Raw genomic sequence first — 23,075 nt, 5'->3', positions numbered from 1 at the left:
TTATTTGACATATGACGGAACCCCGATCCCGCAGACGCATGACCGGCAAGGAACGTCGAGAGCAGTTGATCGGGGTCAGCCGGGCTCTCTTCGCCGAAAAGGGCTTCGACGGGACCTCGATCGAGGAGATCGCCGCGAGTGCGAGTGTCTCCAAACCAGTCGTATACGAACACTTCGGCGCCAAGGAAGGCATCTACGCGGTCGTGGTGGACCGGGAGATGCAGCGCCTGCTGAGCATGGTGTCCCAGTCGCTGGTCGACGCCCCGCCGCGGCTGAAGCTGGAGCGTGCCGCCCTCGCCATGCTGCAGTACATCGAGGAGAGCAGCGAGGGCTTCCGCATCCTCGTGCGCGACTCGCACGCCGCCTCCGGCACCGGCACGTTCGCCAGCCTGATCAGCGAGATCGCCAACCAGGTCGAGGACGTGCTCGCCGAGGCCGCCTCCGCGCACGGCTACGATCCGCGCTACTCCCCCATGTACGCCCAGATGCTCGTGGGCATGGTCGCGCTCACCGGGCAGTGGTGGCTGGACGTGCGCAAGCCGCCCCGCGAGGAGGTCGCCGCGCACGTGGTGAACCTCGCCTGGAACGGGCTGAACAACCTGGACCCGCGGCCCGTGATCAGTGGTGAGTCGCGCGGCCTGATCGTCACGCCGCCGTCCACCACGGTCACCACCGCGCCGCTGACCAGCAAGGAGCTGCGCGAGCAGGAGAAGGCCAGGGAACGGCAGCTCAAGGAGCAGGAGAAGGCGCGCGAGCGGCAGCTCAAGGAGCAGGAAAAGCTGCAGCGCGAGCGGGAGAAGGCCCGCCAGCGCGAGCTGCGCGAGCAGGCCAAGCTCGCGGCGCGGCAGGCGAAGCTGGCCGAACGGGCCGGAGGCGAGCGCGACAGGCCCCCTCCCGCTCCCGCCCCAGGCTGGCAGGAACCCGCCTCACATCCCGTCGCCCACCCCGCCGCCACAGTGTCGCCGCAGGTGGGAGCCTCGAACCAGGATCCCGCCCGTTCCCTCCGGGATGCTGACGAATCCGGTTTGACCGACTAACTTGAGATGTTCGTTGCTGCGTAGTTCACGTGCCGTTCAACAAGTTAGGGCAGTTTTGTCATATGTCTGCCGGAATCGTGCACTCTGTCCCGGAGAACAGGGGATCCCTCGAGCCCGCTCCGCTGCCCCCTGAGCGGTTCCTCAACCGCGAGGAAAGCTGGCTCAAGTTCAACCAGCGCGTGCTGGAACTGGCCGAGGATCCTTCGATTCCGCTGCTGGAACGCGTACGGTTTCTGGCGATCTTCGCGAGCAACCTCGACGAGTTCTTCCGGGTGCGCGTCGCCGGGCTCAAGCGCCGCATGGCCACCGGCCTGCTGCTGCGCACCAAGAGCGGCCTGAAGCCGCGCGAGGAGCTGGCGCGGATCGCCGCGATCGCCGACGAGCTCGCCCACCGGCACTCGGCCTGCTTCCACGAGCAGCTCCTGCCCGCCCTCGCGGCCGAGGGCATCGAGATCGTACGGTGGAACGACCTGACCCGCGACGATCGCACCGAGCTGCGCAAGTTGTTCCGCGACCGCATCCGCCCGGTGCTCACCCCGCTCGCCGTCGACCCCGCCCACCCGTTCCCGTACATCTCCGGCCTGTCCCTCAACCTCGCCGTGACCGTGCGCAACCCGGCGACCGGCCAGACCGTGTTCGCCAGGGTGAAGGTGCCCTCCCAGCTCCCCCGCTTCGTCTCGGTGTCGAACAACCGCTTCGTCCCGCTCGAAGACGTCATCGCCGCCCACCTGGGCCAGCTCTTCAAGGGCATGGAGATCGTCTCGCACGACGTGTTCCGGGTCACCAGGAACGAGGACCTGGAGGTCGATGAGGACGTCACCGAGAACCTCATGCAGGCGCTCGAACGCGAGCTGCTCAAGCGCCGCTTCGGCCCGCCGGTGCGGCTGGAGGTCGAGAACACCATCAGCCGCGAGGTGCTCGACCTGCTCGTGGACGAGCTCGGCGTCGCCGAGCACGAGATCTACCGCCTGCCCGGCCCGCTCGACCTGACCGGCATGCACGCCATCGCCGACCTCGACCGCGGCGAGCTGAGCTACCGCCCGTTCGTGCCGGCCGAGGCGGTGCACGCCGAGGACGACATCTTCGCCATGCTGCGCGAGCGGGACGTGCTGCTGCACCACCCGTACGACTCCTTCGCCACCAGCGTGCAGCGCTTCATCGAGCAGGCGGCGGCCGACCCCGACGTGCTGGCGATCAAACAGACCCTCTACCGCACCAGCGGCGACTCCCCCATCGTGGACGCGCTGATCGACGCCGCCGAGGCGGGCAAGCAGGTCGTCGTCGTGGTGGAGATCAAGGCGCGGTTCGACGAGCACGCCAACATCTCCTGGGCGCGCAAGCTGGAGAAGGCCGGCTGCCACGTGGTGTACGGGGTGGTCGGCCTCAAGACGCACTGCAAGCTCGCGCTCGTGGTACGCCAGGAGGCCTCCGGGGAGCTGCGCACCTACTGCCACATCGGCACCGGCAACTACAACCCCAAGACGGCCCGGCAGTACGAGGACCTCGGCCTGCTCACCGCCGACCGGCTGATCGGCGAGGACGTCACCGACCTGTTCATCCACCTGACCGGATACTCCAACCACTCGGCGTACCGGCGGCTGCTGGTCGCCCCCCACTCGCTGCGCTCGGGCCTGCTCGCCCGGATCGAGCGGGAGGTCGCCCACGTGCGGGCGGGCCGTCCCGGGCGGATCCGGATCAAGACCAACTCGCTCGTGGACGAGCCGATCATCGACGCGCTCTACCGGGCCTCCCAGGCCGGGGTTCCCATCGACCTGTGGGTTCGCGGCATCTGTGCGCTCCGGCCGGGAATCCCAGGTTTGTCGGAGACGATCCGGGTGAGAAGCATTTTGGGCCGGTTCTTGGAACACTCGCGGATCTACGAGTTCGGCGGGGGCCGACGCCCGGAGATCTGGATCGGGAGTGCCGACCTTATGCGCCGCAACATCGACCGCCGGGTGGAGGCCCTGGTGAAGGTGTCGAGCCCGCAGCACCGCGGCTACCTGTCGGACCTGCTCGACCTGGCGTTCTCCGACACCACCGCGAGCTGGTGGCTCGCCCCCGACGGCTCCTGGACCCGCCACCACCGCAACGAGAACGGCGAGCCCCTCGTCGATTTGCACCATCATCTGGTTGCGACGCGCCGGTGGAGGACGGTAGATGATTGAACCCCACGCCCAGCCCATCGATCTGATCCACGCCGCGGGCGCGGTCGTCTGGCGGGGCGATCCCCGGTCCCCCGAGGTCGCGGTCATCCACCGGCCCAAGTACGACGACTGGACCTTCCCCAAGGGCAAGCTCAAGCCCGGCGAGCACGTGATCGAGGGCTGCCTGCGCGAGGTGGAGGAGGAGACCGGCCTGCGCGTGGTGCTCGGCCGCGCGCTGCCGCCGATCCACTACCTGCGGCGCGGCAGGCTCAAGCGGGTGGACTACTGGGTGGCGCGGGTCGCCGAGTACGGCGAGCTCAACGCGGGCGGCGAGGTGGACGAGCTGGCCTGGCTGCCGCTCGACCGGGCCCGCGAGCGCCTGTCCTTCGAGTGGGACACCGGCCTGCTGCGCGCCCTCATGGCCGGGCCGCTGGTCACCATCCCCCTGCTGTTCATCCGGCACGGCACCGCCGGCGGGCGGCAGGAGTGGAAGGGCGACGACGACCGCCGGCCGCTGGACGAGGTCGGCGAGGCCCAGGCCGACGATCTGGCCCGCATCCTGCCCGCGTACCGGCCCACCGTCCTGGTGAGCTCGCCCAGCCGCCGGTGCGTGCAGACGCTCAAGCCGTACGCGCTGCGTGAGGGCCTGGAGGTCCGCCGCGAGAAGCTGCTGTCCGAGACGGGCTACGACGCCCGCGACTCCCTCCGGCTGACCCTCGCCCTGATCGACGCCGGGCTCCCCACCGCCGTCTGCAGCCACGGCAAGGTCCTCCCCGAGCTGATCACCGGGGTCTGCGAGCGCCGCTTCGACGAGGGCGGACGCCTCGTCGACACCCAGCTGCGCAAGGGCGCCTTCGCCGTCGCCCACCACGCCGACGGCCGGATCGTGGCGTTGGAGCGCTACATCATCTGATCCTCCCGTGCGCGGGCACGGCATTGTGCCATGATCGTGCCGGAGTCACCCGTGCGCGGGCCGCGTGTTCTCACACTCACCGCGCGTCGCGAGTGATTTTTCCGTCTTGCCTTCCGGTTTTCCTTGGTCAATAGTTGCCGTAAATCGGTCATGTTCGATCGTTCGGCTGACCGAACGTGACCGGTTGGGACAACTGTTCCGGCGCTCACCCCTCCCACGTACGAGGTGACCATGAGACGCAAGGCCCAGGCACCCGCGAGCAGAACCCGATCATGGACGACGACACGGTGGCGCGTGCCGCGCGCGCTGCACCGGGCCGTCGCCGTCGCCACGGCCGCGGGGGTCGTCGCGGCGACGGCGATCACCGGCGGCGGCCCGGCGGCGGCGGCCCGCGGCCACGACGGGACGGTGAAGGCGGAGGACGCCCGCTTCCAGGTGCTGTCCCCCACCCTGATCCGGACCGAGTACGCGGGCGACGGCAAGTTCGTCGATGCCGCGACGTTCAACGTGATCGGCCGCGACTCGTTCTCGCCGCCGCGCTTCACCTCGACCACGTCCAAGGGCTGGCTCACCATCAAAACGAGCGCGCTCACCCTGCGCTACCGGCTGAATTCGGGGCCGTTCAGCCCGCGGAACCTCGTCGTGGACCTCAAGGCCGGTGACACGCCCGTCACCGCCACCCCCTGGCGGCCGCTGACGTGTGACGTCGGCGCGCTCTGCGAGGTCGAGGACCAGTCCTACTCGGGGTTGGCCCCGGCCGCCGACCACGGCGGCTACACCGGCTCGGGCTTCCTCGCCGGTTTCGAGGGCGCGGGGAACTCGCTGACCGCCCAGGTGAACGTCGCCACCGCCGGAATGTACCGGTTCGCCATCCGCTACTCCAACGCCGTCGGCGGCGACCAGCAGCACACCACGCGCACCCTGAGCCTGTCGGTGGACGGGGGCGCGGGCCCGCAGGTGACGCTGCCGCCCACCCCGAACTGGGACACCTGGAGCATCGCCACCGCCGACATGCGGCTCGCCGCGGGCCGTCACACGATCGCGCTGACCCGCACGGCGGAGGACTCCGGCCACGTCAACGTCGACAGCGTCGCAGTGACCGCGCCGGACGCCGGCTACCCGCCGACCTCGGCCACGGCCATCACGGACTGCCGGTACGGCGTGAGCTGCGAGGCCGAGGCCGCCCGGATCGGCGGTTCCGCGCACGTGGCCACCGACCACCGCGGGTACGCAGGCAAGGGCTTCCTCGGCGAGGTGCACCAGGGGTCGAGCCTGACCACGCATCTGGTGGAGGTGCCCGCCGACGGCACCTACTCCCTGCACGTCCGGTACGCCAACGGCGTCGGCGGCGACAACCTGCACCAGACGCGCACGGCCACGGTCACCGTCGGCGACGACACGCGGACGCTGTCCTTCCCCGCCACGGACGACTGGGACACCTGGGCCACGATGACGGCCCCGATCGATCTCAAGGCGGGCGCCAACGACATCACCATCGGCTGCCCCGAGGCCGCGAGCTGCCACATCAACCCGGACACGATCGCGGTGACCGCCGCGGGCGCCCCCGCGCCGCCGCCGCACCTCGCCCTCGGCGGCTACCGCCGCAGCCTCGACGGCGTGGACGGCGAGCGGGGCGACCCGCCGGCCACCCCGGGCCTGCTGCACCGGGACGGCTGGTATCTCCTCGACGACACCCCGTCCGCCCTGTTCACCCCCGGATCCACGAAGGTATCGCCGCGTCCGGGCCACGAGGGCGCGCCGTACCAGGACGGCTATGTGTTCGGCTACGGCCAGGACTACAAGCGGGGCCTGTCCGACCTCGCCACGCTGACCGGCCCGCCCGCGCTGCTGCCCCGGTGGGCGTACGGGGTGTGGTACTCGCAGTACTTCGACCGCACCGCCGCCGACTACCGCGACCGCATCCTGCCCAGGTTCCGCTCCGAGGGCGTACCGCTCGACGTCCTGGTCGTCGACACCGACTTCAAGTCACCCAACGCCTGGAGCGGCTGGGACATCGACCGCACCAAGTTCCCCGACCCGAAGGGCTTCTTCGACTGGGCCGAGTCCCAGGGCCTGCGCAACGTGCTCAACATCCACCCGAGCATCCTCGCCGAGGATCCGAAGTTCGCCCAGGCCCAGGCCACCGCGAAGGGCAAGCTGCGCAAGGTCGGCTGCCCCGGCGGCCCCGAGTGCTACGTCTTCGACTGGGGCGACCCCGACCAGCTCAAGGCCTACCTGGACCTGCACACGAGCATGGAGCAGCAGGGCAACGACTTCTGGTGGCTCGACTGGTGCTGCGACGCCGCGCAGTCCTCGCAAGCCGGCGTGACCCCCGACGCCTGGATCAACTACCAGTACGCCGCCCGCACGGACCGGCTCATCGGCCGCGGGTTCGTCATCTCGCGCGCCTACGGCTCCCTGCAGTCCGGCCCGTACGGCGGACCCTCCGGCCTGCCGACCGGCCCGTGGGCCGAGAAGCGCTCCACCCTGCACTTCACCGGCGACTCCACCGGAAGCTGGGGCACCCTCCGCTACATCGTCGGCGCCACCCCGGGCGAGTCGGCCGCCACCGGCATGGCCTCCATCAGCCACGACATCGGCGGCCACAATGATCCCGGCAACCTCCAGGGGTCGGAGACGTACAAGGTGGGCGACGAGACCCGGCACACCACCAAGCTGCCCGACGACCTGTACGCCCGCTGGGTCCAGCTCGCCACCTTCCAGCCCATCGACCGCCTGCACAGCAACCACGGCGACCGGCTCCCCTGGCAGTACGGCCCCGAGGCGAACGCCTCGGCCAACAAGTTCCTCAACCTGCGGGAGCGGCTCGTCCCCTACACCTACACGCTCGCCAAACAGGCCACCGCCACCGGCGTCCCGATCGTACGCCCGATGTACCTGGAGTACCCGGCCGAGGAGAAGGCGTACACCACGGCCGCCACCCAGTACCTCTACGGCCCCGACATCCTGGTCGCCCCGGTGACCACCCCCGGCACCTCGGCCACGACCACCGTCTGGTTCCCGCCGGGCGAGTGGACCGACTACTTCACCGGCCAGACCTACGCCGGCGGCACCACCCACACCATCACCGGCGGCCTGGACACGATGCCGGTCTTCATCAGATCCGGCGGCATCCTGCTCACCCGAACCGACGACGTCGCCAACGACGTCCAAAACCCCCTCACCAAGGTCACCCTCACCATCGGCGCGGGCGCCTCCGGCTCCTTCACCCTCCACGAGGACGACGGCGCCCCCATCAAGCGCCTCAGGTCCGCCACCACAAAAATCGACTACACCCGCTCCGGCCCCACAAACACCGTAAAAATCCACCCCACCCGAGGCTCCTACCGCGGCCAGGTAACCACCCGCGAATGGACCCTCACCTTCCACAACGCCACCCAGCCCACCACCATCACCGCCAACGGCACCCGCCTACGCCCCGACGCCTACACCTGGGACGCCCCCACCCACACCCTCACCGTCAAACTCCCCCGCCACGACATCCACAAGGCGCTCACCGTCACCTACAGGTAGTCCGGAGCGGCAAGTGTCACGCGGAGCGCATGATCATCTAACGATCATGCGCTCCGCATAGCGGTACGCGGGTCCTGCGCTCGTTCGCTCAACCGAGCGTGACCTACTGGCACGTTGTCGCGGCAGGTCAGCCGCACCAGACAACGTTGATGATCTCCACCAGACGCCGGTACTCCACGATCAGGTAGGTGACCATGCCCACTCCACCCGTCCCGAAAGTGCGCGTCCGTATCGGCGAGTCAGGCCGCTCACGGATGAACGGATGCCCATTCCACGGAGCGACCTGAAGAAACACCGTTACCTCATGAAAGGCGGGGAGCGCCTCGGCCGGTAGCGCAGCGATTTGCTCGTCTACCTGCTTGCCCTTGTCAACCGTGTACATCTACAGATCGAGTTCCACGCCAAGCTCGGCAGCGCGCTGGGCGAGAACCTCACGGAGGGGCCGACCCGCAGCGTAGGTGCCGTTCTCGAGTTGCTCCTGGATGCGAGCTCCTTGATCCAGAACCTCTTCATACTCGCCGGTGGCCTTCATCCGCGCGATGTGCCACCAGTGCGAAAGCAGGTCATGGACAGGGCTGAGGTCCATGTCCTCGATGGCCTTGGCCATGGCCTGCCGGTAGTCCTTATCGAAGTAGCCGCGATCCGCGGGCGGCAGGCAGGCACGAATGTTACGGGGACTCCGATCGGCCTTCAGCGACTCCACGATGTGCTCCGGAGTCCGCGCAATGGCCATCTCGTACGGCTCCGCAATCATGCTGCCGCCTCCTTGCCTCAACGAGCGTTCCGGCCGACCGGCGAGCGCATGTGATACACGCGCCCTCCGAGCTTAGCCGCTCACGGACGGCGACACGCGTGACTCGGCGTCGTAAGGTCCTCAACCGGAGGATCGGCCGAGCCTCCGCTTGAGGGCCCCGTCTGAAAAGGTCAGGTCGGCGGGATCAGATGGACTCCCGCCAGACGCGGGGGAACTCGGCGTGGTCGCGTTCGGCGGCGGCGCGTTCGAGGCCGACGAGTACGCCGTAGGTGAAGGTGTCCTCGCCGGCCTGTCGGGCGGTTTCGGCGGCTTCGACGAGGAGGGATTGGGCGGCGACGCTGTCCTGGTAGAGGCCGAGAATCTCCTGGATGGCCTCGGCGCGGTTGGCCATGTCGGTCATTTCGGAGCCGAAGACGGGGATGAGGACCTCGGCGGTGTAGCGGGCGCGTTTGGCGACCTTGCGGACGTCGTGCATGGCGAGTTCGCGGGCCTCGATGTCGTCCAGGGCCTGCGCCGCGTCGTATGTCCTGCCGATGCGGCGCCAGCCCTTGTCGGCTACGGCGCGCAGCGGCTTGTCGGGCTTTTTGGCGGCGAGCGGCGTGAGCGGGGGGTGGGCGATCAACGTGTCGAGGGCGTCGAGGAGGGCGTAGTAGCGGTCGCCGCTGAGGGTTTCGCGGATGTGGTCGTAGGCGACGTGCTCGCGGTCCTCCAGGTCGGAGCCGAGGCGGGTGCGGACCCGGCCGACGATCAGGTCCTCGGGGAGCCTGTCGAAGTGCGCGGCGAAGCGGGCGCGGATGACCTCCAGGTCGCGGGCCTCGCTGAGGGCCTGGCCGAGCCACTTCAGCTCGTCCTGGATGTGCGTGGTGTCGGCGATGATGGTTTTGAAGGACTTCAGGGCGCTGCGCAGGCGGCGGGAGGCCACGCGCATCTGGTGTACGGCGTCGTCCTCGGCCTGGCGTACCCGGGCGTCCTGCGCGAGCAGGGCGTTGACCTGGGAGGCGAGGTAGCCGACGACGACCGCGCCGGCGGTGCCCTCCACGGGCTTGGAGACCTGGATGGCGCGCAGGCGGGTGTCGAGGAGGCGGGCGAGCTTGCTGGAGGCGTCGGCGGGGGTGGCGCCGGCCTTGCGCAGGCGCTTGCCGGCCTTTTTGAGCAGGGCGGCGTCGCCCTTGACGAGTTCGGCCTCGACCTCGCGCCAGCGGTCGACGACGGGATCGTCGCCGAGCACGGTGCCCTTGACGCGGTCGTCGGCGATCTCCAGCAGCAGGTCGCCGTTGTCGTCGAGGAGGCGGGTGAGGTTGCGCTTGGTGTCGAGCTGGGCGATGGGGACGAGCTCGGCGCCTCGGGTGTACGCGCGGACCAGGTCGGCCAGTTCGGTGGGGACGATCTTGATGCTGCGGGTGAGGGGGTGGGTGATCTCGCGGCGGACGCCCTTGGCCTTGGGGAGCTTCAGATGCCAGCCGGGGTCGAGGCCGCCGCGGCGGCGGCGCAGGGTGATGCCACGGGTGGCGAGGCGGAAGTCGGGGGTGTCGAAGTAAATCGCCACCAGTTGGTGACTTTTGGGCCCGACCACCTCCGCGCAGCCCGGCAAATCGCTCAGATCGGGCACGACGAACTCGGTCGGAACATCGAACTTATCTTCGATTTCCATCGCCATAGCACACCCCCATTTCCTGTGACCTGTGGTTAGGTGGCCATGATGCCAAACTTAGGTGAACATCCCGGTATGGCGATAGTGTGATTTATCCTCCCTTTTGGCCGACCACGAAGATTCGTCGGAAGGGAAACGGCGTGCCGTACGGCTCGCGCGGATACGCCTGGGCAAGCAGCCGGGCGCAGTCGGCGAGGAATTCGCGGCGGCGGTCGGGGGCGAGACGGCCGAGCATGGGGCGCAGGGCCGTACCGGTGATCCACTTCAGTACGGCGTCGTCGCCGGGAAGCACGTGGATGTAGGTCGTCTCCCAGGCGTCCACGACGCAGCCGAGGTCGGCGAGCAGGCCGAGATACTCCTCCGGTTCGGCCACCGGCGAGTCGGCGACCAGGTCGCCGAGCTCGTCGCGCCAGGTCGTCCGGCACAGCTCGCGGATGAGCACGTGGCTGGGGGCGTCGAAGTTGCCCGGGACCTGGAAGGCGATCCAGCCGCCCGGGGACAGCCCGGCGACCCAGCCCGGCAGCAGGCTCCGGTGCTCGGGCACCCAGTGCAGGGCGGCGTTGGAGACCAGCACGTCCACCGGGCGGGACGAGCGCCAGGCCCGCAGGTCGCGTTCCTCGAAGATGAGCGGGCCGGCGCCCGGGGCGCGCGGAACCTGCCGCGCCTTGGCGATCATCGCGGCGGACGAGTCGAGGCCGTGCACGGTCGCGTCCGGCCAGCGTTCGCTCAGCGTGGCGGTGAGCTCGCCGGTGCCGCAGCCCAGATCGACGACGTACGACGGGGCGGTGGCGCGCACGCGGGCGAGCAGTTCGAAGAAGGGGCGGGCGCGCTCGTCGGCGTAGCGGCCGTAGACCTCGGGGTCCCACATATCTCTTGACATCAAGATGATGGATAGCGAGAGAGATATCTCGATGTCAAGACAGATACACTGGGAGGCGTGGATGTAAGCAGCCGTGGGGCAGGCCACCGCGCCGGGGACGCCGAGGACGCGCACGGCCCCGAGATCGCGGCCGGCGAGGCCGACGACCTGGCGCTCCCGGCCGCCGAGGACGAGGTCGACCGACTGGTCCGATCATGGCAGAAGGAGCGGCCCGATCTCGACGTGGCACCACTACAGGTGCTGAGCAGGATATCGCGGCTCGCCAAGCATCTCGACCGGACGCGGCGGGCCGCCTTCGCCCAACACGACCTCGAACCGTGGGAGTTCGACGTGCTCACCACGCTGCGCCGGTCGGGCGAGCCGTACGAGCTGAGCCCCGGGGCCCTGCTGCGCGCCACGCTCGTCACCTCGGGCACGATGACCAACCGCATCGACCGTCTCGCCGCGGCCGGGCTCGTCCGCCGCCGCCCCGACCCGGAGGACCGCCGGGGCGTGCTCGTCTCGCTCACCGAGTCCGGCATGGCCCGGGTGGACGCCGCGCTCGCCGACCTGCTGCGCCGCGAGCACGAGCTGCTGGCCGGGCTGGACAAGCAGGCGCAGCGGGTCCTCGCCGGCCACCTGCGCACGCTGCTGGTGCCGTTCGACGCGACCGGGCCGACTTGACGGGACAGGGCCGACTTGACGGGACAGGGCTGAGGGCGGCGTCATTCGCCGAGGCGTTCGGCGAGGTCCAGCCATTCGGCCTCGACCGCCTCCTTCTGGGCCTGGACGTCCTTGAGCTCGGCGTCGAGACCGGCGAGCCGGGCGTAATCACTGGCGGCCTCGGCCATGGCGGTGTGCAGCCGGGCCTCCTGTTCCCCGAGGCGTTCGAGGCGGCGCTCCAGGCGGGCGAGCTCCTTCTGCGCCTCGCGCAGTTCCTTCGCGGACAGGCCCGCAGGGCCGGACTCCTGAGTGGGCTCCTGAGCGGACTCCCGAACGGGCTGCGGAGCGGGGGCGGCGGCGCGGGCGGAGACGGCGGTGCCGGAGGCGCGGCGGGCGAGGTACTCGTCGACGCCGCCCGGCAGCAGCGAGAGCCTGCCGTCGCCGAGGAGGGCCACGCAGCGGTCGGCGACGCGCTCAAGGAAGTAGCGGTCGTGGCTGACCACGATCAGGGTGCCGGGCCAGCCGTCGAGCAGGTCCTCCAGCTCGTTGAGGGTCTCGATGTCGAGGTCGTTGGTGGGCTCGTCGAGGAGCAGCACGTTGGGGTCGTCCATGAGCAGGCGCAGCAGCTGCAGGCGACGGCGCTCGCCGCCGGACAGGTCGCCGACGACCTTCCACTGCGCCTCGCCGCGAAAACCGAGGCGTTCCAGCAGCTGGGAGGCGCTCCACTCGCGCTTGCCGACGCGGACGTACTTGCGCACCTCCTCGACGGCGGTGAGCACGCGGGCCGTCGGGTCGAGTTCGGCGAGCTCCTGGGACAGGTGCGCGAGCCGTACGGTCCTGCCCCGGACGACGCGGCCGGAGTCCGGGATCACCGAGCCCGCGAGCAGGCGCAGCACCGAGGACTTGCCCGAGCCGTTGACGCCGATCAGCCCGATGCGGTCGCCGGGCCCGAACTGCCAGGTGGCGTCCCGCAGCACCAGCGGACCTTCGCCGGGGCCGCCCGCGTGCAGGGTGACGCGCTCCAGGTCGTAGACGGTCTTGCCGAGGCGCGCGGACGCGAACGAGACCAGCTCCACGCTGTCGCGCGGCGGCGGCTCGTTGGCGATGAGCGCCTGGGCGGCCTCGATCCGGAACTTGGGCTTGGAGGTACGGGCGGGCGGGCCGCGGCGCAGCCAGGCGATCTCCTTGCGCATGAGGTTCTGGCGGCGTTCCTCCGCGGCGGCGGCGATCCTCGCCCGCTCGGCCTTCGCCAGGACGTAGGCGGCGTATCCGCCCTCGTACCGCTGGACGGTGCCGTCGACGACCTCCCACGTACGGGTGGAGACCGCGTCGAGGAACCACCGGTCGTGGGTGACCACGACGAGCGCGGACCGGCGCGCGGCCAGGTGCCGGGCGAGCCAGTCGATCGCCTCGATGTCGAGGTGGTTGGTCGGCTCGTCCAGGATGATCAGGTCGTGCTCGCCGATCAGCAGCCGGGCCAGCGCGGTACGGCGCCGCTCCCCGCCGGAGAGCGTGCCCGCCTGGGCCGCGAGATCGACGTCGCCGAGCAGGTTCGCCAGGATCTCCCGGATCGTCGCGTCGCCCGCCCACTCGTGCTCGGGCCGCCCGCCGAGGACGAGGTCGCGCACTGTGCGTTCCGGATCGAGGTCGTCGCCCTGGGACAGGAAGCCGATCCGCAGCCCCCGGGTGTGCGTCACCCGCCCGCCATCGGGGGTGAGCCGCCCGGCGAGCACGGAGATCAGGGTGGTCTTGCCGCCGCCGTTGCGGCCGACCACGCCGATGCGGTCGCCCTCCTCGACGCCGAGGGACACCTCGTGCAGCAGTGGCTTGGGCCCGTACGCGTGGGACACCGACTCCAGATTGACCAGGTTCATCGCTCACCAAGGCTATCGGCGAGGGCCATCGACCCGAACCACCTGTCGTCGCCGGGGTAGCGACCGTCATCGATGACCACCGGCCCGTGCACCGGCCCGCGGGCGTGGATCGCGGGGTGGCCCGCCGCCGTGAAAGCCTCGCTCAGGGCCGCGCCATGGTGGCTGTCCTCGGCGAGGAAGACGCAGGTCGGGCCGGAGCCCGAGACGAGCCCGCCGAGCGCGCCGAGCTCCCGCCCGGTCGCGAGAGTACGGGCGAGCGACGGGTTCAGCCGGAGCGCGGCGGGCTCCAGATCGTTGGCGAGCGCCCGGCCGAGCGCGTGGGCGTCGCCCTTCGCCAGCGCGGCGATGAGGTCCTCGTCCGCCCGCGGCGGGGCGGGCACGACGCCGGTCTCCTCGCGGATGCGGTCGCACTCGGCGTACACGGCGGGGGTCGCCAGCCCTCCGTCGGCCGGGACCAGCACCCACGTGAACACGCGCTCGGCGTCGAGCGGCCGGAGCCGCTCGCCCCGCCCGGTGCCCACGGCGGCCCCGCCGAGCAGCGAGAACGGCACGTCGCTGCCGAGCTCGGCGCCGATTTCGACCAGTTCGTCCTTGCCAAGGCCCAGGTCCCACAAATGGTTGCAGGCGATCAGCGCCGCCGCCGCGTCGGCGCTGCCGCCGGCCATGCCCCCGGCGACCGGGATGCGCTTGTCGATCCACAGCCGCGCGCCGTACGACACCCCGGCCCGTTCGGCGAGCAGCCGCGCCGCCCGCACGGCGAGGTTGCTCCCGTCGGCCGGCACCCGATCGGCCTGCGGTCCCACGACCTCGACCGTCACCGCGTCGGCGGTGCTCGCCCTGACCCGGTCGACGATCGAGACGGCGAGGTAGACGGTCACCACCTCGTGGTATCCGTCCTCCCGCACCGGCCCCACGGCGAGCTGCAGATTGATCTTCGCGGGAACCTCAACCGTTATATATCTCGGATGCTCCATCGCCCTCCCCTCGCCGCTTCGGCATCCCCGATCGTAGAGGCCGCCGGGTCCATATCGAGACGCGCATACGGGTGGATGGAGTGATCAGGTGTCGGTACCGTTACCGGTCCGGGGGTTCGTGCGGACGGAGAGGAGATCTCCATCGACAGCCAGGACTCGACGACTCTGCCGTTACGCCCGGACGATCCCGAGACGCTAGGTCCCTACCGGCTGCTCGGACGTCTCGGCCAAGGCGGCATGGGGACGGTCTATCTGGCCGCGGCCGAGAACGGACGCCCGGTGGCGGTGAAGATCGTCCGTGAGGTGCACACGCGGCGGGAGGGGTTCGCCGAGCGCTTCCGGGCCGAGGTCGCGAGCGCGCGGCGGGTCTCGTCCTTCTGCACCTCGCGCGTGCTCGACGACGGGACGGCCGAGGACGGGCGGCCCTACCTGGTCACCGAGTACATTCCGGGAATCTCGCTCGATAAGCGGATCCGGGAATCGGGAGCGCTCGATCCCACGTCGCTGCACGGCGTGGCGTTCGGCGTGGCCGCGGCGCTCGCCGCCATTCACGCGGCCGGGGTAGTGCACCAGGATCTGAAGCCGGGCAACGTGATCCTGTCGATGTCCGGGCCGCGCGTCATCGACTTCGGCGTGGCGCGGGCGCTTGACGATCCGGCGGACGGCGAACTGGTGGGCACGCCGGGGTGGTGGGCCCCGGAGCACGTCACCGGGCAGCGGACCACGCCCGCGGCCGACGTCTTCGCCTGGGGCTGCCTGGTCGCGTACGCGGGCAACGGCCGCCACCCGTTCGGCGAGGGCGACGCCGAGACCCTGGCCGCGCGGGTGCGGCAGGCCGAGCCCGACCTGGGGTCGCTGCCGCCGCCCCTCGACACGCTGGTACGGCGGGCCCTCGACCGCGACCCCGCGCTCCGGCCCACGGCGCGGGAATTGCTCCTCGATCTCCTCGGCGGCGGCGAGACGCGCCCCGCCCCGGCCGCCGGAACGACCCGCACGCCCGCCGACACGGACCGGGACACGATCGCGCGGGCCGAGCCGGACGACGACAGGACGCTGGTCTCGGGACGCCCACAGAAGGAGCGGGCGGCCGGGCGGCAGGGACGCCACGTCTGGATCACCCAGGCGGCCCTGGCGGCGACGCTGGCGGTGAGCGTCGCGCTCATGGTCGCGCTGCGGGTCGACCACGTCGAACCCGCCGACGCGTTCGACGCGCTCGACAAACCCGCCCGGATCAGCGACGTCGGACGGCGCATCCCGCTCGCGGGCGGCTACGACGGCCCCCAACTCCTCGTACAGCCCCCCGACTGCGGCTACCCGAACCACGAAGGCGGCGTGCGGCGCCCCGACCGCCAGACCTGCCGCGTCCTGCTCACCCTGGTCAACATGGGACCGGCCGAGGCACCCCTGTCCGGAGAGCTGCCGGTCCTCGTGGACGACCTCGGCAAACGCCACAAGGCACACCTCTCCGGCGGCGACCTCCCCGCCACGATCGCGCCGGGAGCGCGGCTGTCGCTCATGGTGACCTACGCAATGGCCAACACCGCCTTCCCCCGCTTCCTCGTGGGGCGGCTGATCAGCGGCGGCGAATCGCTCCGGATCCGCCTGTGAGGGCCGCAGGCGTGCTCGCGGCGAGCCTGCTGCTGCTCGCCGCGACGAACCTCCCGGCGGCGAACCCGATCCACGCCCGAACGCACGGATCGAACCGCGCCGCGTGCGGGAAGACGGCCTGGCCGGACTTCAACGGCGACGGACACGCGGACCTGGCCGTCGGCGACCCGCACGGCCGGACCCTCCAGTACGACCAGGGATCGCTGCACCTGCTGCGCGGCACGGCGGAGGGACTCCCCAGGCTCGACGCCTCCGACGCGTACCTGACGGGGGCGCGCGGCCCCATGTCGTTACGGCTCGCCGACGTGGACGGCGACGGTTGCGCCGACCTCGTCGCGGGCGGCCCGTACGGCGACGACCGCGGCCACGCCACGATCTACTGGGGCGGGCCGGGACGATCGTCGGCCGCCCGGATCACCGACGCGAAGCTCACCGTCGGGGACGGCGAGCGGGAATGGTCGGGCCTCGGCTGGTCGGTCGCCGCCGGGCAGGGCGTGGTCGCCGTCGGCGCGCCCTTCGAGGACGTGGACGGCGTGACCGACGCGGGCGCGGTCTACGTCTTCACCGTCGGAGCCGATCGCGATCCGTCCGAGCCGATCAGGATCACCCAGAGCTCGCCGGACGTGCCGGGCGGCGACGAGCCGGGCGACCTGTTCGGCTGGTCGCTGGCGCTCGGCCGGCTCGGCGGCGACCCCGCCGCCCTCGACCTCGTGATCGGCGCGCCGTTCGACGATAAGAACGGAAAAGGCCCGCGAAAAGGCCCGCGAAAGGGCCTGCGGAAGGACGAGGTCCTGGCCGACGCGGGCGCGGTGACCGTCCTCTACGACGTCACGAGCGGCGCGCGGAGCGGCACGCGCTGGAACCTCGCCGAGGTCACGTCCGAGATCGACAGCCGCGCGGGCGACAGGTTCGGCTACTCCCTCGCCTACGGCGAGTGGCGCGGCACGGGCCGGCTCGCCGTGGGCGCGCCGGGGGCGGACGTGCCCGGCGCGGACGACGCGGGCATGGTGCAGCTCTTCGAGGGGACGGAGCCGACCCGGTCGCTGTGGCAGGGGTGGCGCGGCCTGCCCGACGCCGGGGAGAAGGGCGACGGGTTCGGTTACGCGCTGGCGTTCGCGGGCGGCCACCTGCTCATCGGCAGCCCGTTCGAGGCCGACCGCGGCCTGCCCGAGGTCGGGGCGGTCACGGTCGTGCCGCTGGACGGCTCGCCCGCGACGTTCGTCACCGAGGGCAGGGCGCGCATGCAGGCCTACGACCACTTCGGCTGGGCGGTGTCCGCGGCGGGCGACGGGTGGATGGCGGTCGGCGTCCCCGACGAGCAGGCCACGCACGGCGGCGCGATCGCCCTCGTTCCGCTGCGCGGCGGCGAACCCCACCTGCTGGCCCCGGGCTACAACGGCATCCCGCACCTGCCGGACCAGGGCCGACGAAAGCGTCCTTATCCCCACGAGATCGGCAGATCCGTGGACTTCGGGGCGGTGCTCGCGGGGTGATCGCTCCTGCCGCCGGGCGGGCCGTCGCCGGCTGACGCTCACCCGCGGCCGGGTACGCCCTCCGGCGTGACGGCGGCCTCGGCGATCCTGGCGAAGTCGGCGACGTCGAGTTGCTCGCCCCTGCTCGCAGGGTCGATCCCGGCGGCGCGCAGGATCTCCTCGGCGCGTACGGCCGTGCCCGCCCAGGAGGCCAGGGCGGCGCGCAGGGTCTTGCGGCGCTGGGCGAAGGCGGCGTCGACGACGGCGAACACCTCCTCGCGGGAGGCGGCGGTCGCGGGCGGATCGCGGCGGACGAGGGCGACCAACCCGGAGTCGACGTTGGGGGCGGGCCAGAAGACGGTGCGCCCGACGGGCCCGGCCTTGCGCACGTCGGCGTACCAGGCGGCCTTGATCGACGGCACGCCGTAGACCTTGGAGCCGGGGCGGGCCGCGAGGCGGTCGGCGACCTCGGCCTGCACCATGACCAGGCCCTTGCGCAGCGTGGGCAGCACCTGGAGCAGGTGCAGCACGACCGGGACGGCCACGTTGTAGGGGAGGTTGGCGACCAGGGCCGTCGGGAGCGGCTCGCCCAGGTCTTCCGGACGCACGCGCAGCGCGTCGGCGGGCACGACCGAAATTCGCCCGGACGCCTCCGGGAGGCGATCGGCGACGGTGCGCGGAAGCTGCTCGGCCAGCACCGGGTCGATCTCGACCGCGATCACCTTCGCCGCCTGCTCCAGCAGGGCCAGCGTGAGGGAGCCCAGGCCGGGGCCCACCTCGATGACCACGTCATCCGGGTCGAGTTCGGCCGTGCGGACGATCCGGCGCACGGTGCCGCCGTCGATGACGAAATTCTGTCCCAGCCGTTTCGTCGGACGCAGACCCAGCTTGTTGGCCAAAATACGGATATCTGTCGGGCCGAGCAGGCTCACAATGTCTCTCCCCACGTCATCCATCCCAGTGTCCCGCATCGAACTTCGGTTGGACGCCGTACGTCTTGGTAGAGACGGCCCACGCGACGGCTTCAGGGGGGCACATGGAGGTTCGCCGCAGGGGACCGCAGGACGCGTCGCCCGGGGAAAAACGGCTCGTGCCCGATGGAAAGCGATCGTCAAGCGGGAGGAAAGGCCCATGGATAAGGTGGCGGCAGGGGGGAACAAGGAGGCCTCTCCCATGAATCGACCCGGCACCGAGCCACTTCGCCCGATCGATCCCGCGCGGATCGGTCCCTACCAGTTGCTGGGCAGGCTGGGCGAGGGCGGCATGGGCACCGTTTACCTGGCGTTGGCGCCGACCGAGCGACCGGTCGCGATCAAGGTGGTCAAGCCGGAGTTCACGATCGACTCGAACTTCGCCGTCCGCTTCCACGCCGAGGTGGAGAACGCGCGCAAGGTCGCCTCGTTCTGCACCGCGCAGGTGCTCGACAACGGCAACACCGAGGACGGCCGGCCGTACATGGTCACCGAGTACATCCCCGGCACGCCGCTGTCGGCGCAGATCGCCACATTCGGCGCGCTCGACCCCGGGCCGCTGCACGGCGTGGCGCTGGGGGTGGCCGCGGCGCTCGCCGCCATCCACGTCGCGGGGCTGGTGCACCGCGACCTCAAGCCGTCCAACGTCATTTTGTCCATGTCCGGGCCGCGAGTGATCGACTTCGGCATCTCGCGGGCGCTGGACGCCGCGTCGAGCTTCACCCAGTCCGGCGAGTTGCTCGGCAGCCCCGGCTGGTGGGCGCCGGAGCAGGTACGCGGCGACGCGATCACCCCGGCGGCCGACGTCTTCGCCTGGGGCTGCCTGGTCGCGTACGCGGGCAACGGCCGCCACCCCTACGGGCGCGGCGACGCGCTGACGCTCGCGGCCCGCGTGCTCAACTCGCCGCCGGACCTCGGCGCGCTCCCGGTCCCGCTGAACGACCTCGTGCGGCGCGCGACCCACTCCGACCCGGCCCGCAGGCCCAGCGCGCAGGAGCTGCTGATCGCGCTGGTCAGCGGCGGGGTGCCGAACCCGATGCCGATGCCGGCCGAGCCCGCCACGCTGGTCGCGACCGAGATACTCAACGAGTCGTGGCAGCCGCCGTCCAACGTCGCGGACGAGTCCGCCCAGGCGCCGGCGCGGCCCGAGCCGTCCGCCGAGCCCGCCCGCGCCCGGCTCACCCAGGAGCTTGCCGCGCCCGTGCCCGCGCCCGCGCCGGAGACGGCGCCCGACATCGACAGCACCGACGGGCACGTGATGCCCGGCGGGACGGGCGTGGCCACCGGCCCGCACACCGACCCGGGCGGCGGCCCGCGGATCACGGGGGTCACGGGCGGCGAGACGATGCCCGGGACCACCACAATGCCCGGGGCCACCACAATGCCCGGGGCGGCCACCGCTCCCGGAGGCGCGACGGTCCCCGGCAGCGCCACCGACCCGCCCGGCCCCTCCCCGTACGGCCCACCGTCCTTCGGTCAGCCGCCCGTACGCCCCTTCGCCGACATGCCGACGGCGGCGGACGTGCTCCCCCTCCCGGAGGGGCCGCGGAAGACCGACTGGCGCCTGGTGCGCAAGTGGCTGATCCCCACGGTCGCGATCGTGGCCGCGCTCGCCGTCACGGCCGTCGTCCTCGTGCTGGGCCGCGGGGGCGCCACCGGCGGGCCCGGCAGGACGGTGCAGGCCGGCGACAACCGCTTCACCGGTGAGCAGCAGGTCGCCGACGGCCCCGGCACGGACGTCGGCCGGCGCGTCGCGTTCGGCGACACCGACGTGCAGGTGCTGGTCCCGCAGCCGCCGAGCTGCGCGGCGGACCGCTGCACCGTACGGCTGTCGCTGGTGAACCCGAGCGGCGTGGACATCCCGATCGCCCGGTCCCCGAGGCTCGTGGACGACCAGGGCGGCGGCCACGACCCGCGCGGCGAGTCGACCGACCTGCCCGAGAGCCTGCCTCCGGGCGAGCGGGTGGACGGCGTGCTCGTGTTCGACGTCCCGTCCGATCGCAAGCCGGCGAAGCTGGTGCTCGCCGAGGGCATCGAGGTGCGACTGTGAACGCCGAGAAGATCACAAAGGCCGCCGCGGCGCTGGCCCTCGCCGCCGCCGTCATCTCCGGCGCGCCGACCGCCCAGGCCGGAACACGCGCGGCGGACTGCGCCTCGACGGCCGGCAAGGCCGACGTGAACGGCGACGGATTCGACGACGTCGTCGTGGGCGACCCGTTCGCGGACGTCCGGGGCGCGCTCGGCGCGGGCGCGGTGCGCATCCTGCTCGGCGGCGCGGACGGGCCGGGCACCGGCGGAACCACGGTGCTCACCGCGCCGGACGGCAAGGCCGGCGACGGCTTCGGCTGGGCCGTGCGGACCGCGCATCTCGACGACGACCGCTGCCTGGACATCGTCGTGGGCGCGCCGTACGCGGATCCGGGCGGCGTCACCGACGCCGGCGTCGCCTACATTTTCACCGGCACCGCGGATGGCGAGCCCACCGGCAAGCGCATCGAGGCGCCGCGGCGGCGCGAGGAGCGGGCCCACTTCGGCTGGTCGCTCGCGGCCGCGGACGGCGGGGGCGGTGAGCCCTCGATCGTCGCCGTCGGCGCGCCGCACGAGGACGCCGACGGGGTCAAGGACTCCGGCGCGATCTACCTGCGGTACGCGGCCGGGGACGGGAAGGTCACCACGGTTCCGCTCACCCAGGAGAACGAGGGCGTGATCGGCAACAGCGAGCCGGGCGACATGTTCGGCTGGTCGATGGTCTTCGGCAGGCTCGGCGGGAACGGCGTGCAACTGGACCTCGCGGTGGGCACGCCGTACGAGGACGTGGACGGCGTGGGACGGCAGAAGGACGTCAAGGGCATCAAGGACGTCGGCGGCGTCACGGTCGTCCACGACGTGGCCCACGCCGCCGACGGCGTCTACACCAGCGGCAAGTGGGAGCTGGGCGACAGCGAGAAGGTGGAGGGCAACGCCGGCGAGCGCCTCGGCTACGCGGTCGCCTACGCCGAGTGGAAGGGCGAGGGCTATCTGGCGGTCGGCGCCCCCGGGGTGGACGTGGACGGCGTGGCCGACGCCGGTCAGGTGCAACTGTTCAAGCGGGGGGTGAACACCGAGCTCGCCCTGATGCGCGCGCTGCGGCCGGGCAACAACGGCGGCCTGCGGTCGGCCAAGCCGGTCGAGGGGGGCAGGATCGGCTGGAGCCTGGCGTTCTGGAACCCGCTCGACAGCCTGGTGCTGGCCATCGGCGCGCCGTACGACTCGGCGCAGGGCGACCCGACGCCCGAGTCCGGCGTGGTGCGGCAGGTGACCGTCGAGGGCGGCAAGGGCGCCGACGTGGTGGCCGAGCGCGACGACGTGCAGCCGTACGAGCACTTCGGCTGGACCGTCGCCGACGTGGGCAGCGAGGACGGGCTCGCGCCCGGCGGGCGGCTGTTCGTCGGCGTCCCCGACGAGCGCTCAAGCAACGGCGGCGCGGTCGCTCTCATGGAGGGCGCGACGCCCAAGCTGTTCACCCCCGGCCGCGACGACAACGCCGTCGCCGCCGACTTCGGCAGCTCGATCGGCTGATCCGGCGCGGGATCGCGGCGTACGTCAGCCGAAGAGGCGGGCGCCGCAGCCGGGCCACTGCCGCCGCCAGCGGCCCTCCACGCGCTGGTAGAGGAGCTGGGCGCGGTAGGTCTGCTCGTCGGCGGACCAGTCGCTCGGCCTCTTCAGGCCGCCGACCGCCCGCCACATGGGCAGGCTGATCTGGTACATGCCGTAGTAGGGGCCCGTCGGGTTGTAGGCGCGGGGGTCGCCGCCGGTCTCGCAGGCGGCGAGCGCGGCCCAGTTGAGGCGGGCGACCGCCGGGGTGATCGGCTCGGTGCGCGGCGGCGGCGCGGGGATGATGCGGACGACCTGGCCGTCCCTGGGGAAGGCGGAGAGCCGGGGGCGGACGCGTTCGCCCGCGGCGAGGGTGATGCCGCGCCGGGCGAGGGCCTCGCGCACGGTGCGCGCCGTGGTGATGACGGGGGTACGCCGGCCGTCCTTGACGATGACGATCCGGCGCATCGTGGTGATCTTGAGACGAAACCCGGTGACCGGGATCTGCCGCATCACCGAGGCGGAGAGCCTGGCCCGGCTGTGGTCGAGGTCGAGCTCCTTGAGCGCGTCGCGGACGTTGAGCGCCGTGACCCTGCGGACCATCGTGCGGCCGTCCTTGATCAGGGTGAGCGGCCTGGCGTGCCGGACCACGATCTGGCCGGCGTCCTCGATGGCGGTGGCGGGCGGCGGGGAGACGTGGTCGTCGGGGCCGTAGCGGACCTCCGCGGCCGCCAGCGCCTCGCCGACCGTGCCGGCGAAGGTGCGCAACGCGATCGGCTCGCCGTCCACCATGAGGTGGACCTCCCGGGCGACGCCGAAGGCGACGATCAGGCCGAGGGAGACGCCGCCGAAGAGCGCCGAGGCGACCCCGATCACGATCGGCGACGTCCGCCGGGACGACCGTCGCGGCCGTGTCCTGCGGCCGTGCGCGCGCCTGCCGGGGACGCGTTCCGGGCCGCGACGGGGGGCGGGCACGGGGAGCGGCCCGGGGATGGCCGGGGCAGGGGCCGGATTGGGGGCCGGGGCAGGGGCCGGGGTGGAGGGCGGG

At 71.8% G+C, this 23,075-nt stretch carries 17 protein-coding genes; 9 read left to right on the top strand and 8 right to left on the bottom strand.

What is annotated here, in order from left to right:
* Positions 1 to 11: 11 nt before the first annotated feature.
* The 4 genes from AB0K60_RS21810 to AB0K60_RS21795 all read left to right on the top strand — a co-directional run bounded on the left by AB0K60_RS21810 (position 12) and on the right by AB0K60_RS21795 (position 7,628).
* The gene (locus AB0K60_RS21810; protein ID WP_364057735.1) at positions 12 to 1,037 is read left to right on the top strand and encodes a TetR family transcriptional regulator; all 1,026 of its coding nucleotides are present in this window, start codon (positions 12 to 14) and stop codon (positions 1,035 to 1,037) included.
* A 62-nt stretch (positions 1,038 to 1,099) separates the two neighbouring features.
* The gene (locus AB0K60_RS21805; protein WP_364057732.1) at positions 1,100 to 3,202 is read left to right on the top strand and encodes an RNA degradosome polyphosphate kinase; all 2,103 of its coding nucleotides are present in this window, start codon (positions 1,100 to 1,102) and stop codon (positions 3,200 to 3,202) included.
* On the top strand, positions 3,195 to 4,094 hold the full coding sequence (locus AB0K60_RS21800; protein WP_364057729.1) for an NUDIX hydrolase: 900 nt from the start codon (positions 3,195 to 3,197) through the stop codon (positions 4,092 to 4,094). The genes AB0K60_RS21805 and AB0K60_RS21800 overlap by 8 nt, the downstream gene beginning before the upstream one ends.
* Positions 4,095 to 4,388: 294 nt before the next feature.
* On the top strand, positions 4,389 to 7,628 hold the full coding sequence (locus AB0K60_RS21795) for a TIM-barrel domain-containing protein (RefSeq protein ID WP_364057726.1): 3,240 nt from the start codon (positions 4,389 to 4,391) through the stop codon (positions 7,626 to 7,628).
* A gap of 127 nt (positions 7,629 to 7,755) precedes the next feature.
* On the opposite strand, the gene AB0K60_RS21790 is transcribed toward AB0K60_RS21795, so the two are convergent.
* The 4 genes from AB0K60_RS21790 to AB0K60_RS21775 form a co-directional block, all read right to left on the bottom strand.
* Complete coding sequence (locus tag AB0K60_RS21790) at positions 7,756 to 8,010, bottom strand: hypothetical protein (protein WP_364057723.1); 255 nt, start codon at positions 8,008 to 8,010, stop codon at positions 7,756 to 7,758.
* On the bottom strand, positions 8,011 to 8,382 hold the full coding sequence (locus tag AB0K60_RS21785; protein WP_364057720.1) for a DUF6247 family protein: 372 nt from the start codon (positions 8,380 to 8,382) through the stop codon (positions 8,011 to 8,013).
* A gap of 184 nt (positions 8,383 to 8,566) precedes the next feature.
* Positions 8,567 to 10,033, bottom strand: coding sequence for a CYTH and CHAD domain-containing protein (locus AB0K60_RS21780; RefSeq protein ID WP_364057717.1), 1,467 nt, complete (start codon positions 10,031 to 10,033; stop codon positions 8,567 to 8,569).
* 91 nt (positions 10,034 to 10,124) lie between these two features.
* Entirely contained in the window at positions 10,125 to 10,913 is a 789-nt protein-coding gene (locus AB0K60_RS21775; RefSeq protein ID WP_364057714.1) for a trans-aconitate 2-methyltransferase, read from the bottom strand.
* Between the two features lie 147 nt (positions 10,914 to 11,060).
* Here AB0K60_RS21775 and AB0K60_RS21770 point away from each other — a divergent pair, with 147 nt between their 5' ends.
* Entirely contained in the window at positions 11,061 to 11,576 is a 516-nt protein-coding gene (locus AB0K60_RS21770; RefSeq protein WP_364058441.1) for a MarR family transcriptional regulator, read from the top strand.
* A 41-nt stretch (positions 11,577 to 11,617) separates the two neighbouring features.
* Here AB0K60_RS21770 and AB0K60_RS21765 read toward each other — a convergent pair whose 3' ends face one another.
* Complete coding sequence (locus AB0K60_RS21765) at positions 11,618 to 13,429, bottom strand: ABC-F family ATP-binding cassette domain-containing protein (RefSeq protein ID WP_364057711.1); 1,812 nt, start codon at positions 13,427 to 13,429, stop codon at positions 11,618 to 11,620.
* Positions 13,426 to 14,403, bottom strand: coding sequence for a 4-(cytidine 5'-diphospho)-2-C-methyl-D-erythritol kinase (locus AB0K60_RS21760; RefSeq protein WP_364057708.1), 978 nt, complete (start codon positions 14,401 to 14,403; stop codon positions 13,426 to 13,428). Before AB0K60_RS21760 ends, AB0K60_RS21765 begins: the two co-directional genes overlap by 4 nt.
* Positions 14,404 to 14,538: 135 nt before the next feature.
* Here AB0K60_RS21760 and AB0K60_RS21755 point away from each other — a divergent pair, with 135 nt between their 5' ends.
* The gene (locus AB0K60_RS21755; RefSeq protein WP_364058438.1) at positions 14,539 to 16,011 is read left to right on the top strand and encodes a serine/threonine-protein kinase; all 1,473 of its coding nucleotides are present in this window, start codon (positions 14,539 to 14,541) and stop codon (positions 16,009 to 16,011) included.
* On the top strand, positions 16,008 to 17,504 hold the full coding sequence (locus AB0K60_RS21750) for an FG-GAP-like repeat-containing protein (RefSeq protein ID WP_364057705.1): 1,497 nt from the start codon (positions 16,008 to 16,010) through the stop codon (positions 17,502 to 17,504). Before AB0K60_RS21755 ends, AB0K60_RS21750 begins: the two co-directional genes overlap by 4 nt.
* Before the next feature lie 38 nt (positions 17,505 to 17,542).
* Here the strand turns inward: AB0K60_RS21750 and rsmA are convergent, their stop codons facing one another.
* Positions 17,543 to 18,439, bottom strand: coding sequence for a 16S rRNA (adenine(1518)-N(6)/adenine(1519)-N(6))-dimethyltransferase RsmA (gene rsmA, locus AB0K60_RS21745; RefSeq protein ID WP_364057702.1), 897 nt, complete (start codon positions 18,437 to 18,439; stop codon positions 17,543 to 17,545).
* A 217-nt stretch (positions 18,440 to 18,656) separates the two neighbouring features.
* On the opposite strand from rsmA, the gene AB0K60_RS21740 reads away from it, so the two are divergent.
* Together AB0K60_RS21740 and AB0K60_RS21735 are read left to right on the top strand one after the other, a co-directional pair.
* Entirely contained in the window at positions 18,657 to 20,504 is a 1,848-nt protein-coding gene (locus tag AB0K60_RS21740; RefSeq protein WP_364057699.1) for a serine/threonine-protein kinase, read from the top strand.
* Positions 20,501 to 22,012 (top strand): hypothetical protein, encoded by a 1,512-nt coding sequence (locus tag AB0K60_RS21735; protein ID WP_364057696.1) that lies wholly within the window; start codon positions 20,501 to 20,503, stop codon positions 22,010 to 22,012. The genes AB0K60_RS21740 and AB0K60_RS21735 overlap by 4 nt, the downstream gene beginning before the upstream one ends.
* 24 nt (positions 22,013 to 22,036) lie before the next feature.
* On the opposite strand, the gene AB0K60_RS21730 is transcribed toward AB0K60_RS21735, so the two are convergent.
* Complete coding sequence (locus AB0K60_RS21730) at positions 22,037 to 22,903, bottom strand: ubiquitin-like domain-containing protein (protein ID WP_364057693.1); 867 nt, start codon at positions 22,901 to 22,903, stop codon at positions 22,037 to 22,039.
* Positions 22,904 to 23,075 lie beyond the last annotated feature (172 nt).

The sequence above is a fragment of the Thermopolyspora sp. NPDC052614 genome (genome assembly GCF_040678635.1).
GTDB lineage: Bacteria > Actinomycetota > Actinomycetes > Streptosporangiales > Streptosporangiaceae > Thermopolyspora.
This window is presented reverse-complemented; position numbering and strand designations above follow the sequence as displayed.

Bases quoted from the DNA above. Each gene is read 5' to 3' on its own strand.
- AB0K60_RS21790 (WP_364057723.1), bottom strand. From the start codon at position 8,010: ATGTACACGGTTGACAAGGGCAAGCAGGTAGACGAGCAAATCGCTGCG.
- AB0K60_RS21800 (WP_364057729.1), top strand. From the start codon at position 3,195: ATGATTGAACCCCACGCCCAGCCCATCGATCTGATCCACGCCGCGGGC.
- AB0K60_RS21760 (WP_364057708.1), bottom strand. From the start codon at position 14,403: ATGGAGCATCCGAGATATATAACGGTTGAGGTTCCCGCGAAGATCAAT.
- AB0K60_RS21785 (WP_364057720.1), bottom strand. From the start codon at position 8,382: ATGATTGCGGAGCCGTACGAGATGGCCATTGCGCGGACTCCGGAGCAC.
- AB0K60_RS21780 (WP_364057717.1), bottom strand. From the start codon at position 10,033: ATGGAAATCGAAGATAAGTTCGATGTTCCGACCGAGTTCGTCGTGCCC.
- AB0K60_RS21810 (WP_364057735.1), top strand. From the start codon at position 12: ATGACGGAACCCCGATCCCGCAGACGCATGACCGGCAAGGAACGTCGA.
- AB0K60_RS21805 (WP_364057732.1), top strand. From the start codon at position 1,100: ATGTCTGCCGGAATCGTGCACTCTGTCCCGGAGAACAGGGGATCCCTC.
- rsmA (WP_364057702.1), bottom strand. From the start codon at position 18,439: ATGGATGACGTGGGGAGAGACATTGTGAGCCTGCTCGGCCCGACAGAT.
- AB0K60_RS21775 (WP_364057714.1), bottom strand. From the start codon at position 10,913: ATGTCAAGAGATATGTGGGACCCCGAGGTCTACGGCCGCTACGCCGAC.
- AB0K60_RS21740 (WP_364057699.1), top strand. From the start codon at position 18,657: ATGAATCGACCCGGCACCGAGCCACTTCGCCCGATCGATCCCGCGCGG.
- AB0K60_RS21765 (WP_364057711.1), bottom strand. From the start codon at position 13,429: ATGAACCTGGTCAATCTGGAGTCGGTGTCCCACGCGTACGGGCCCAAG.